This is a genomic window from Leclercia sp. LSNIH8 (genome assembly GCF_002920195.1).
In the GTDB taxonomy this organism is placed as follows: Bacteria; Pseudomonadota; Gammaproteobacteria; order Enterobacterales; family Enterobacteriaceae; genus Enterobacter.
Genome location: NZ_PQJY01000010.1, coordinates 1 through 13022, shown reverse-complemented (window position 1 = coordinate 13022; position 13022 = coordinate 1). Strand labels below are relative to the sequence as shown.

General features: G+C 56.1%; 9 protein-coding genes, 1 tRNA gene and 1 pseudogene. 6 read left to right on the top strand and 5 right to left on the bottom strand.

The window, feature by feature from the left end; genetic code table 11:
* Positions 1 to 208: 208 nt before the first annotated feature.
* The gene (fadL, locus tag C3406_RS21470) at positions 209 to 1531 is read left to right on the top strand and encodes a long-chain fatty acid transporter FadL (protein WP_199182754.1); all 1323 of its coding nucleotides are present in this window, start codon (positions 209 to 211) and stop codon (positions 1529 to 1531) included.
* 48 nt (positions 1532 to 1579) lie between these two features.
* Here the strand turns inward: fadL and mlaA are convergent, their stop codons facing one another.
* Positions 1580 to 2332 carry a phospholipid-binding lipoprotein MlaA gene (gene mlaA / locus C3406_RS21465; RefSeq protein ID WP_103825183.1) on the bottom strand — a complete coding sequence of 251 codons (753 nt, stop codon included), beginning with the start codon at positions 2330 to 2332 and terminating at the stop codon, positions 1580 to 1582.
* A 315-nt stretch (positions 2333 to 2647) separates the two neighbouring features.
* Here mlaA and C3406_RS21460 point away from each other — a divergent pair, with 315 nt between their 5' ends.
* From C3406_RS21460 to C3406_RS21440, 5 genes are all read left to right on the top strand, one after another.
* Positions 2648 to 3589: a formate/nitrite transporter family protein gene (locus tag C3406_RS21460; protein ID WP_103825184.1), complete on the top strand. Its 942-nt coding sequence runs from the start codon at positions 2648 to 2650 to the stop codon at positions 3587 to 3589.
* A gap of 75 nt (positions 3590 to 3664) precedes the next feature.
* Positions 3665 to 3736, top strand: a tRNA-Arg gene (locus C3406_RS21455).
* 163 nt (positions 3737 to 3899) lie between these two features.
* The gene (locus tag C3406_RS21450) at positions 3900 to 4121 is read left to right on the top strand and encodes a hypothetical protein (protein WP_103180578.1); all 222 of its coding nucleotides are present in this window, start codon (positions 3900 to 3902) and stop codon (positions 4119 to 4121) included.
* A 164-nt stretch (positions 4122 to 4285) separates the two neighbouring features.
* A complete protein-coding gene (locus tag C3406_RS21445; protein WP_103825185.1) occupies positions 4286 to 4825 on the top strand; it encodes a cysteine hydrolase family protein in 540 nt (179 codons plus the stop codon).
* A gap of 89 nt (positions 4826 to 4914) precedes the next feature.
* Positions 4915 to 5454, top strand: a complete 540-nt coding sequence (locus C3406_RS21440; protein WP_103825186.1) for a DUF2058 domain-containing protein — start codon at positions 4915 to 4917, stop codon at positions 5452 to 5454.
* 45 nt (positions 5455 to 5499) lie between these two features.
* Here the strand turns inward: C3406_RS21440 and C3406_RS21435 are convergent, their stop codons facing one another.
* From C3406_RS21435 to C3406_RS26315, 4 genes and pseudogenes are all read right to left on the bottom strand, one after another.
* Complete coding sequence (locus C3406_RS21435) at positions 5500 to 6864, bottom strand: HlyD family type I secretion periplasmic adaptor subunit (protein WP_103825187.1); 1365 nt, start codon at positions 6862 to 6864, stop codon at positions 5500 to 5502.
* Positions 6851 to 9001 carry a type I secretion system permease/ATPase gene (locus tag C3406_RS21430; RefSeq protein ID WP_103825192.1) on the bottom strand — a complete coding sequence of 717 codons (2151 nt, stop codon included), beginning with the start codon at positions 8999 to 9001 and terminating at the stop codon, positions 6851 to 6853. Before C3406_RS21430 ends, C3406_RS21435 begins: the two co-directional genes overlap by 14 nt.
* 137 nt (positions 9002 to 9138) lie before the next feature.
* A pseudogene (locus tag C3406_RS21425) lies at positions 9139 to 10487 on the bottom strand (TolC family outer membrane protein).
* A gap of 167 nt (positions 10488 to 10654) precedes the next feature.
* Positions 10655 to 13022 (bottom strand): hypothetical protein (locus tag C3406_RS26315; RefSeq protein ID WP_199187379.1); only part of this gene is annotated, 2368 nt, incomplete at its 5' end.

Genomic DNA, 13022 nt, shown 5'->3' with positions numbered 1-13022 from the left:
CGAACTGGTCACAATTTTGCCAACCAGATCCCGTTTCGAAAAACATATCAGTAAATATTTATAAACAGACTTGCAACATTCCATCTGGTCAGACCTATACTCTCGCCACTGGTCTGATTTCTAAGTGTTACCACAGACCCTACACTTCGCGCTCCTGTTACGGTATGTAACAAATATAGAATAAAAATAACTCAATGAGGTTATGGTCATGAGCCAGAAAACCCTGTTCAAAAAAACTGCGCTCGCAATCGCAGTGGCAATTGTCTCCACCTCCGCATGGTCAGCGGGCTTTCAGTTGAATGAGTTCTCTTCCTCAGGCCTGGGCCGCGCCTATTCCGGGGAAGGTGCTATCGCTGATGATGCAGGAAACGCGAGCCGTAACCCTGCCCTGATCATGATGTTTGATCGTCCAACCTTCTCCGCAGGTGCCATTTTTGTTGACCCTGGTGTGGATATCACCGGACGCTCTCCAACGGGCGCCAGCCTGAACGCGGATAATATCGCGCCAACAGCATGGGTTCCGAACCTGCACTTCGTCGCGCCAATCAATGAACAATTTGGCTGGGGCGCGTCCGTTACCTCTAACTACGGACTCGCGACCGAATTCAATAACAACTACGCGGCAGGGGCATACGGCGGTAAAACCGACCTGGAAACCCTTAACCTGAACCTGAGCGGTGCTTATCGCCTGGATAACCACTGGAGTTTCGGTGTTGGCTTTGATGCCGTGTATGCGAAAGCAAAAATTGAGCGCTACGCGGGCGACCTGGGTCGCATCGTCGCAGGCTCCGGCGCATTGCCTCCTGGCCTGACACGACAGGTCGCGGGGATCCCGGGAGATACCCAGATTGCCTACCTGAAGGGTGATGAGTGGGGCTTTGGCTGGAACGCCGGTATTCTGTATGAGATCGACAAGAACAACCGTTACGGCTTGACCTACCGCTCTGAAGTAAAAATCGATTTCGATGGCGACTATAAGAGCAGCCTGCCTTCAGCCTACAACCAGATCCTCGGCAACTTTGGTCTGCCAATGGGGACGGATGGCCGCACCACTGGCGGTTCTCTGACCCTGAACTTACCTGAGATGTGGGAACTGTCCGGTTATAACAGAGTCGCGCCGCAATGGGCCATCCACTATAGCCTGACCTACACGAGCTGGAGCCAGTTCCAGGAGCTGAAAGCGACTAACAGCGGCGGTGATACGCTCTTCTATAAAGACGAAAGCTTCCGTGACGCTTACCGTATCGCTCTGGGTACCACCTACTATATGGACGATAACTGGACATTCCGTACCGGTATCGCCTTCGATGACAGCCCGGTTCCGGCAGACAAACGCTCTATCTCCATTCCGGATCAGGATCGCTTCTGGCTGAGCGCCGGTGCGACCTATGCATTCAACAAAGATGCCTCAATTGATGCGGGTGTCTCTTATATGCATGGTCAGAAAGTATCGTTCCAGGAAGGTCCGTATGAGTTCTCTTCTGAAGGTAAAGCCTGGCTCTATGGCATGAACTTCAACTACGCGTTCTAATCACGCAGGGATAAAAAAAAGGTGAGCCTCGTGCTCACCTTTTCTTTTTTATTCCGCATCAATCTCGGAGAGTTCATTCTCGATCGCTTTCGCGTTCGGGTTCTCTTCCGGTTTCAGCTTACCGCCATTAGCAATGAAGTCGTGATTCTGGAAGTACGCTTCACGCACCATGAGATACGGATCGGAAGACTGACGCAGCAGACCGTCTGAATCCAGCAGTTGCGCGCGCGTCTCCACCCCTTCCAGCGTCCATTTACCCACCGACAGCGGCCAGGTCAGCCACGACAGCACCGGATAGAGCGTATCGACCATATCACCGCCGTCATCACGCAATGTGAAGCTACCGTAGAACGGCAGATGCACATACGGGCCGTAACCCACATTGTAGTGACCCAGCGTACTACCGAAACGGTGCGGCTGTTCGCGCTGCAGCTTCGGATTCGCCATCCCGGCAACGTCAATAAAGCCACCCATACCTAACAGGGTGTTCAGGAAGAAGCGGGTAAAGTGGACCATCCCCTGATAGGGATCGCCCTGCAGGAAGTAGTTCGCCATCACCGCTGGCTCTTCGAGGTTGCTGGTGAAGTTGCTCAGCCCGTTACGGGCAGGTTGTGGAACATAATCCCGCCATGCCACCGCAACCGGACGCACCACATACGGATCCAGCACGTTGTAGTTGAAGTTGTACATGGTGCGGTTAAATCCTTCCAGAGGATCGGAGCGCCCCTGCTGCTCGCCAGAGCTGGCGCAGCCCATCAGCAACGTGGTGCTCAACGCAACCACCGACAGCCGAAGTTTCATATCTTTCTCCCTGTTAAGTATGGCTATCAGCAAAAGCCATCCGTCATGGCGCTTTCGCGCTCTGTCTGTAAACGTGTAAGTGATTGTATCAGCGCGTTTACTGATGTCTACGACCACAAATCGGGGCAATAAACACTCTCTGGTATGATCTCAGAATAGCCTGGCTTTAGGTTTTCGTTTGGCTGGCAATTTTATACGGCCTTTGCCAGCGATGTATCGCCTTTATTGCCATTACAGGAATTTAAGAGCTTCCCCACGGGCGGCGGGAGAAAAAGCGCTACGCTTAAAGGTATCTGCAACCTATGGAGCATTGCGATGGACGAGCTAAAAGAAGAAAAAATTGATAACCATACCGAAGAGCTGGAAGTTGAAAGCGAGGAGAATCGCCGGGGAAAGAAGATTGAGGTTGACGAGGATCGCCTGCCCTCACGTGCAATGGCAATCCACGAACATATTCGCCAGGATGGTGAAAAGGAGCTGGAGCGCGACGCCATGGCGCTGTTCTGGTCGGCCATTGCCGCCGGATTATCGATGGGCGCTTCCCTGCTGGCAAAAGGGATTTTTCATGTCGAGCTTGAAGGGGTGCCCGGCGGCATAATCATCGAAAACCTCGGATACACCTTTGGCTTTATTATCGTGATTATGGCGCGCCAGCAGCTCTTCACCGAGAATACCGTCACCGCCGTACTGCCGGTGATGCAAAGCCCAACCTGGGGTAATTTCGGCCTGCTGATGCGCCTGTGGAGCGTGGTACTGCTCGGCAATATTATCGGCACCGGTGTCGCCGCCTGGGCGTTCGAGTTTATGCCGATATTTGATGAGCCCACCCGCGACGCCTTTGTGAAAATCGGGATGGGGGTGATGGAAAACAGCCCGGCAGAGATGTTCGCCAACGCGATCATCTCCGGCTGGATTGTCGCCACCATGGTCTGGATGTTCCCGGCGGCCGGTTCAGCGAAAATCGTGGTCATTATCCTGATGACCTGGCTTATCGCCCTGGCCGATACCACCCACATCGTAGTGGGGACGGTGGAGATCCTGTACCTGGTATTTAACGGCACCATTCACTGGACCGAGTTTTTCTGGCCCTTCGCGCTCCCTACCCTTGCAGGTAACATCTGCGGCGGTACCTTTATTTTTGCCCTGCTCAGCCATGCGCAAATCCGCAACGATATGTCGAATAAGCGTAAAGCTGAACTAAAAGCGAAAGAGCAAGCCCAGCAGGAAAAAGAGGAAGAAGGCAAAAAAGCGGTGTGAGTGGCGACACTTTAAGCAGTCAGGCGGTCACGCGCTTAACGCATTGTATAAATGACGTTATACTCGTGCCGCTTTGTCCCCTTAGTTAAATGGATATAACGAGCCCCTCCTAAGGGCTAGTTGCAGGTTCGATTCCTGCAGGGGACACTTTCCTGCCGTCAGATTTACCATTTTTTCCCGCAACTTCGTAAGTTACTTTCTGTTCAATAGCACCCATAAACACAACTTAACGGGTTGCTGTAATGTACTCTCCCGCCATCAGAACGTATCCCTGCTTACCAGGTAATACAAAATTGAACGGAGAAAGTTGATGAAAAAGATCCTGATCGCGCTGGCTTTAATCGCCCCATGCTCAGCCTTTGCTGGGGTTGTGTTTCACCCTGTAGAACGCGCAGCCGTGGTCGCAAATTCCGCCCACCCGGTAGCGGCTGCAACGGTTACCGCGCAGGCAAGAAATCATCGTGCCGCCAGGGTCGATGCCGTTAACTGCAACGATGGGCATTGCGTACAGCGCGGTAACGTCATTCGCTAAGCGTTACGGAGCCCCGAAAGATCGGGGCTCAAACCCACCAAACCCGGGCGCTGACACCCCTGAGCAAAACGGATATTCTTTAACGGTCTCGTTCACATGAGAGGCAGTTTACTTGCCCGTGAGCGCAGCTAACCCTGCCACTCATCCGTTTTACAGAGGGTCAAATGCCAAAAGCACTACTCATCATCGATATGCAGAATTTTGTCACAGAGAGAATTCAGCAGGGCGTGGATTACTTCCCGCATAACAGCATTGAAAACATGACCTCTGTAATTGAAAAATTCAGAAAATCAGGCCGTCCCGTCATCCACGTTCGCCACCAGACGCCTGAACAGGGCTCACTTTTCCATCCCCACTTATCATCCAGCTCACCCATGGATGCCTTCAAAGAATTAGCGAACGAACCGGTCTTTATCAAACACACCTCCTCCGCGTTCAGCTCAACGGAATTAATGCCTTATCTTCAGGACGCGCAGATTTCAGAGGTTGTTGTTATTGGCGCGGTGGCCGGATTTTGCGTGAACTCCACCGTCAGAATGGGTGCCGACCTTGGGTTAAAGATGACGGTAGTAAAAGATGCGGTGCTCAGTTTTGAACTGGTAAAATCTCAGCTCAGCGCAAAAATCATTCATGATGTCACCCTTGCGCTGCTTGCGGCAGATTTTGCCCAGGTGGCAGACGCCACGGAACTACAGCTGTCCTGAATAGTGTGCCGTGGGCGACCATCTCCTGGCACGCCCCTCACGCTCCAGGGTATAATCTGCCAATCATTTGACAGATTTCAGAAACGACGATGACCAAACTCACACTACAAGAGCAGATGCTGAAAGCTGGCTTAGTCAGCAGTAAAAAGCTGGAAAAAGTGCAGCGCACCGCTAAAAAGTCCCGCGTCCAGGCGCGTGAGGCCCGGGAAGCGGTAGAAGTGAATAAGCAGGCGCAAATTGAGCGCGACAAAGAGCTTAGCGAACAGCAAAAGCAGGCGACGCTGGCAAAAGAGTATAAGGCGCAGATCAAGCAGTTGATTGAAATGAACCGCATCGTCATTGCCAAAGGCGATATCGGCTTTAACTTCACCGACGGCAATCTGATTAAAAAAATCACTGTGGATAAGACCACGCAAAAACAGCTGATCAATGGCCGTCTGGCGATTGCGCGTCTGGTTGCTGAAGCGGGTCGCGAGAGCGAATACGCCATCATCCCTGCCGTTGTGGCGAATAAAATTATCCAGCGTGATGCGAGCTATATCGTCTTCAGCGGTGAACTGACGCAGGAAGCGAAGGATGAAGACGATCCGTACGCCGATTTTGTCGTGCCTGACGATTTGATGTGGTAACACTTAAAGGCCACCTCCCGGCGAGGTGGCCTTTCTCCATACTTATTAGCGTTCGTGGAACGCCTCCGCTCTGGCGCGCAGAATCGGTTTCAGCAGATAGGCCATCACCGTTTTCTTACCGGTAATAATATCCACCGACGCCACCATCCCCGGAATAATTAACAGCGGCTTTTCATCCGTGCCGAGATGGTTTTTATCGGTGCGCAGGCGAATCACGTAAAAACTCTTCCCATCTTTGTCGGTTACCGTGTCGGGGCTGATCTGCTCCAGCGTCCCTTTCAGGCCGCCATAGATGGTGTAGTCGTAGGCGGTGAACTTCACCGTTGCTTCCTGGCCCGGACGTAAAAACGCGATGTCCTGCGGGCGGATTTTGGCCTCCACCAGCAGCTTGTCGTCCAGCGGTACAATCTCCACCAGGTCTTTGCCCGGCTGGATCACCCCGCCGATAGTGTTGACCATCAGCTGCTGCACAACGCCGCGCACCGGCGAGGTGACCAGGGTACGGTTCACCCGGTCAGAAATCGCCTTGCCCGAGGCCTCTATTTTGCTGAGATCGGTTCGCGCCTCGTTGAGCTGCCCCAGCGCCTCGCTGCGATAACGCCCGCGCGTTTCACTGACTTTGCTCTCAATCTCCTTAATGGCCGCTTCCGCCCGGGGAATGGCAAGGGTCACGGAGTCGAGCTGTCCCTGGGTTTCTACCACGCCACGACGCAGACGGAGCACTTCGACTTTTGAGATCGCCCCTTTCGCCACCAGCGGTTCAGACATGGCGACCTCCTGCTGTTGCAGCCCCAGGCTACGACGGTACTGGCTGGCTTTGCCCTGGAAGTCGAGCAGCTCCTGCTTCTTCTGCACCAGCTGTTCATTAAGCCCCGCCAGTTCGCTCTGAATGCGTTTGTTCACGCTGGCGAAAAGCTCCATCTCACCGCTGGCGATCTCCGGCGCCTGCTTCACTATTTCCGGCGCCAGGGTCAGGGTTGTGGCATCGTTCAGCTGCGCGGTCAGACGCTGGATGCGCGCCTGCAGCGCCAGCCGATCGGCCTCGCTCTCCCCGGCGTTGGAACGAAACTGAGTATCATCCAGACGCAGCAGCGGCGCGCCGGCTTTCACCACCTCGCCTTCATGCACAAAGACCTCGGCGACGATCCCCCCTTCGAGGTTCTGCACTTTCTGCAGACGTGATGAGGGGATCGCCCGCCCTTCCCCGCGTGTGACTTCATCAATGCTGGCCAGCGATGCCCAGAGGATCATGGCGATAAAAAAGGCGAAGATAGCCCACAGCGTGACGCGTACCACCCGGGGGGCATCATCCAGCAACGCTTTGTTGACCTCGTTGGTGGTAAACGGCGCGGGCTGTTTATCTCCTGACAGCCAGCTCATCAGACGGCTAAGCATCTCAACGATTCGCATGAATTTGTCCCTTCTTCAGCGCACTCATGACGCTCTCTTTCGGGCCATCGGCAATGATTTTGCCGTTGTCGACAATAATCAGACGATCCACCAGCGTCAGCAGCGACGCACGGTGGGTGACCATCAGCAGCGTTTTGTTGGCAATCACTGGCGCAAGCGCCTTTTTGATCAGATCTTCGCTGGTGTTATCCATGGAGCTAGTGGGTTCGTCCATCAACAGCACCGGCGGGTCGAGCAGTAGCGCCCGCGCCAGGGCGACAGCCTGTCGCTGGCCGCCGGAAAGACTCATTCCCCGCTCACCCACCTGCATGTTGTAACCGGAGGGGTGACGACGGGCAAACTCGTGCACCCCGGTCAGGGTGGCCACCCGCAGCATGGTTTCGTCATCAACGTAGCTGGCGCCGTACACCAGGTTCTCCCGCAGGGTGCCGCTGAACAGATGAATATCCTGCGGCGCGTAGCCGATATTGTGCCGCAAGTCGTGAACATCGATCTGACGGGCATCAATGCCGTCGATCAGCACATTTCCACTGTCCGGCTGGTAAAAGCCGACCAACAGTTTCGCCAGCGAGCTTTTCCCGGACCCACTGCGGCCAATGATCCCCACCTTCTCGCCGGGCTGGATCGTCAGCGAGACGTTGCTGAGCGAGGCATACTGATTGCCGGGATAGATAAAGGTCACATCGCGCAGCTCAATGGCGCCGGAGAGAGTTTCCCGCTTCAGCGGCACTTCGTCGTCCTGCACCTCCTGCTCAAGATCCATCATCCGGTCGATGGTGGCCTTGGTCATTCGCGCGCGCTGGTAGCGGGTGATCAGGCTGCACAGCTGGCCGATGGGCATCATGGCGCGACGGTGCAACAGATAGCAGGCAATCAGCCCACCCATGCTCAGGTTGCCGCCGATAATGATGTAGACCCCGGCCACGATCAGGGCCACGCCGCTGAACTGCTGCAGCCAGGCAGTAAAGTTCACCGCCACATAGGAGAGCGACTTCACCCGCAGTTCCAGCTTGCTTAGCTGACCGGTGAGGTGTTCCCACTGATACTGACGCTCGCTCTGGGCGTTGTTGATTTTGATGGCATCGAGACCGGTGAGTGTCTCCACCAGCATCGCCTGGCGTTCGTTAGAGAGCTGATAGGTTTTCCTGACCCGCGACATCAGCGGGCGCTGGATCAACCAGTTCACCAGCAGCGCCAGCGGATAAGCGAGCAGCGGGATAAACACCAGCGGGCCGCCGATGATGCCAATGACCAGCAGGATCAGCAGGGTAAAGGGGAGATCGATAAAGGCGGTCAGCGTCAGCGACGACAGAAAATCACGAATCGACTGGAACTCCTGGAAATTCTGCGCAAAGCTGCCCACCCGCTGCGGGCGGAGCTTCATCTTCATCCCCAGCAGCCGCTCGAACAGCGCCGAGGAGACCACCAGGTCGGTTTTTTTGCCCGCCAGATCGAGGCAAATTCCTCGCAGGATCTTCAGCACAAAGTCGAACACAAAGGCAATGCTGATGCCAATCGCCAGCACCCACAGCGTGGCGGTGGCCTGATTGGGCACCACCCGGTCATAGACGTTCATCACAAACAGCGGAGCGGAGAGCGCCACCAGGTTGACGAGGAAACTGGCGACCACCGCATCCAGGTAGAGGGATTTCGACAGTTTGAGCGTATCCTGGAACCAGGCTTTGGTACGCGGCAGTGTGGCCGTCGGCTGGGCATCAAACTCATGCTCCGGAGAGATAAAAATCACCCGGCCGCTGTAATTCTCCGCCAGCGTCTCTGGCGACACGGTGATCTCACCGCCCTCCGTTTCGCTGGGCAGCAGCCGGGCGCGCTGCTGCGCATCCCAGCCAATCAGCACCGCGGCCTGATTGTTCTTCAGCAGGAGAATGGCAGGCAGAGAGAGCGCGGTGATGTTTTCAAGCCCACGCTGTACCACCCGCGCCTTGAGCCCGGCCCGTCCGGCGGCGCGGGGAAAGGTCTCTGTCGTCAGGGTGTGGGCTGCCAGCGGCAACCCCGCGGTCAGGACGTTGCGGCTGGTGACAATGTTATGCAATTTACAGACGATCATCAGCGCATCCAGCAGGGGATCGTCATGGCTTTGCCGCGGATCCAGCCTGCCCTGCGCCTGCGGGGTCATCTCGATGCGATCAGAGGAGTCAATATCAGGCGTCATTCTCTGCCTCAGTGTTCTGCGGACGGGAACCGCAGATAAAAAAGAGAGGGTTGTTGCCGTTATCTCTGCCAGCAACAACCCCGTCAGCCTCTCAGGGCGTCTTACTTTAATTCAGGCAGTTCTGCCTGGGAAGATTTCGCTTGCGCGAGCGGCTCCGCTGCCGTCGGCGGCTGAATATTCAGGCTCTTAAGCAGTTCGCCGGTACGGGCGCTGATGCGGTAGGTGGTAAACATGTCGACAAACTGCAGCTCGACGTAGCGGCGCTGGGCGCTGAACACCTCGTTTTCGCTGTCCAGCATATCGAGCAAGGTCCGGTCGCCAAGGCTGAACTGCTCCTGGTAGGCGCTACGCACCTGCACGCTGCGATCGGCATACTCTTTGGCGATCGGCACCTGCTGCCCGGCGTTTTTCAGGGCGTTCCAGGCCAGACGCAGCTCTTCGTTCAGCTGACGCTAGGCGTTATTTTTCACATCCTGAGCCTCTTTCATTTTGTAGGCGTAAGAGGTGAGTGTCGCCTGGTCGCTGCCGCCGTTATAGAGGTTGTAACGCATGCGCAGCATCGCCTGCCACTCCTGGCTGTGTCCGCGGGTCCCATCGATGTTGTTATCCATGGTGCGCCCGACTTCGACATTCACATCCGGATAAAGCGCGATTTTGCCGCCTCGTACTGCTGGCGGGTCGCTTCCACATCGGCATCGGCCTGTTTCAGCAGCGGATTGTTTGCCAGCATGACGGTCCGCGCGGCCTCCAGCGAGGCGGGTACCGCGATTTTGGCGGGCATGACGAGAGTGTCAGGCTCTTTGCCGGTGATACTCTGGTAGTTAGCGCGAGCGTCTTCGAGGTTAGTTTGCTCGGTCAGCAGGTTGTTGCGCGCCTGGGCCAGACGAGCCTGGGCCTGCTCAAAATCTGCCTGACGCCCTACCCCCTGCTCGGTACGCAGGCGGATCTGATCGAACACCCGCTCGTGATTCTTCAGGTTATCTTCTGCCAGCGCCACCATCTTCTGGCGCATCAGTACATCGAGATAGCTCTGGATCGCCTGCAGGGCGGTGGATTCGCTGGTATTCATTACCGTCCAGGCGCGGGAGTTGACCGTCGCTTTCTGGCGGCCCACTTCGCTGGTGGTGGCAAAACCGTTGAAGACGTTCTGGCGCAGATTGATGGCGGACTCGCTGCGGTGCAAATCACGCAGATGATCGCCTGCCCCGCGGGTGCTGGCGTTATCGGTTTGCTCCCAGCCGGTACCGGCGGTGAGATCCAGGGTCGGGAGATAGCCACCCTTGGCGGCGCGGAGATCCTGATCGGCGGAATAGCGGCTGTTTACCGAGGCGTTAACTTCCGGATGCCATAACAGGCTGTCTTTCACGGCCTGTTCCAGGGTCGTGGCCTGGCTATATGTGGCGCTCAGCGCCAGGGTAGCCCCTATAACGAACTGACTATACTGTTTCATCTTATTTTTTCCTTCATATCCCTTGATTATTGGTCAATATTCACCAGAGAAACCCCATCAGAGAGAGGGGGAAAAATGTACCCTGCGATTTTGCGGGCAGACGGGATCCCTCGTCTGTCCTGAATAATGTTTGCCGCGCAGGCCAGACCAGCCCTGCGCGACGCCAGTCAGGCGTGCTCTTCCGGTTTGGCGATCAGGCTGTCGAGCATCGTGTCGTTACCCGCGTCATACCCCTCCGTTCCGGCGATCTCACCGCCTTCAGCAGGGACATGCTCGACCTCCGCCGGGCCCTCCGCCGTGTCGCTCTGCGGCCCCGCCTGGATCAGCGTGCTGAGATCGTTATGCTCTTCATCATGAATGAGATCGCTAAAGTTCAGCTGCTCCTCCTGATCCGTGCTCTGGAGCGTGAGGTTCTCGCTCTGCGCATTATCGACCGTTGGCGTGCCGTTGTTATCCACACTGCTGGTATTGAGCATCAGGTTGTCGTCATCGATTAACGATGCGGCGTGATCCCCGTTCGCCAGAGTGTGGTCGGCGTCATGCTCATCAGCCGTCAGGCTGCTCGTCTGCTTGTGATTCTCTTCACTGTCGCTTTCAACATGATTCTCCTCAACGCTGTGGTCAGCCATCAGAGGGTGATCGTCAACGTTATCATCGGCGTGCTCTTCTCCACCGTGGCTTTCGCTGACAAACGTTCCGCCCTCTTTCCCGTCAACGGTGAAGTCGGTTTCGTGTTGATCGACGGCGGTAGAGTCCACTTTCAGCCCGATCTCCCCGAAATCGCTCTGACCGTCCGGCAGTTCAACGCTCACCTGGCCGTTGAAGTGCGAGGTGTCGTTGTCAAAGGTCAGGGTGTAGCTCTTCTCTTCGGCGTTGTAACTGACGCTCGCATAGTTGCCAGTAAAGGTCGCGTTTTCCGGGATACCGCTCAGGGTGATGCTGTTAAGGTGATCGCTGCTGTCTGAGCTTTCGAGATTGACATCCAGATTCAGCGTCACCGTATAGCTGACGGTGGTATTGCCGCCGTGCGTGGAGGAGGGTCCGTCACCAAAAACAACGCCTTCGATGCCGTTGGCATTCTGGAACGGTGACTTCCCGGTCTCGTTATCAACCACATGCAGGTTATCTATATCGTTGTTTTTACCATTCTGTGGATGGTCGACACCGGTAACGGTGTAGTCAGCCTCATTGCCCTGAACAAAGATATAGTCCTTACCCACGCTGCTTTGCGGTAAGCCCTGGTTGCCAGTGATGCCGTTGAGCGGCCGGAATTCATAGCGATCCTGCGGCCAGTCACCCTGCTGGTAATAGCCACCCGTATGGTCACCGACCACAAAGATATCGGTGTAGGTCTTGTCGCCGTTATTGGCATTGGCGTTACCCTGGCTGTTGTAGTAGTGGATCTGATCCGGGCTGTCGGCCTTCGGCACGAAGTCGCCCTGGATCTTACCGTCCGGGCTATCCGGAGTCAGCCAGACATGTACGTTGCTGCCGATCGCCACAATCACGCCGTTCTGGATGTCGTAACCGTTAGGATCGCCGCTGCCGCCATTAACGTGGATGATCTGGTCATCTGTCGTCTCGGTCGTCTTACTGCCTGGAGTGACGGTAACGGTCAGTTTGACGTCGGTGTCGGAATCAGAGTCGGCATCAGCGTCTGCATCCGCATCAGCGTCGGCGTCGGCATCCGCATCAGCGTCGGCATCTGCATCTGCATCCGCATCGGCATCAGCATCGGAATCCGCATCGGCGTCTGCATCTGCGTCCGCGTCCGCATCGGAATCAGAATCGGCGTCGGCGTCCGCATCGGCATCGGCGTCCGCATCCGCATCAGCATCAGCATCAGCATCAGCATCAGCATCAGCGTCTGCGTCTGCGTCTGCATCAGAATCGGCATCAGCATCTGCATCGGCATCGGCGTCCGCGTCGGAGTCAGAATCCGCATCGGCATCCGCGTCTCCATCTGCATCTGCATCTGCATCTGCATCAGCATCCGCGTCAGCGTCTGCATCAGAATCGGCATCAGCATCTGCATCGGCATCGGCGTCCGCGTCGGAGTCAGAATCCGCATCTGCATCAGAATCAGAATCGGCATCCGCATCAGAATCGGAATCCGCATCTGCGTCCGCATCGGCATCGGCATCGGCATCAGCATCCGCATCGGCATCAGCATCCGCATCGGCGTCTGCATCCGCATCAGAATCGGAATCGGCATCAGCGTCGGCATCCGCATCCGCATCAGCGTCAGCATCCGCATCAGCGTCAGCATCTGCATCTGCATCAGAATCGGCGTCGGCATCTGCGTCCGCATCAGCATCGGCATCGGCATCGGCATCGGCATCAGAATCCGCATCGGCGTCTGCATCCGCATCAGAATCGGCATCGGCATCCGCATCAGCATCAGCATCGGCGTCCGCGTCCGCATCAGCATCAGCATCGGCATCGGCATCGGCGTCGGCATCAGCATCAGCATCAGCATCAGCCTCCTGATCCGCATGTGCATCATAGTCAGCACCCTCATCAGGACTCGCCTCC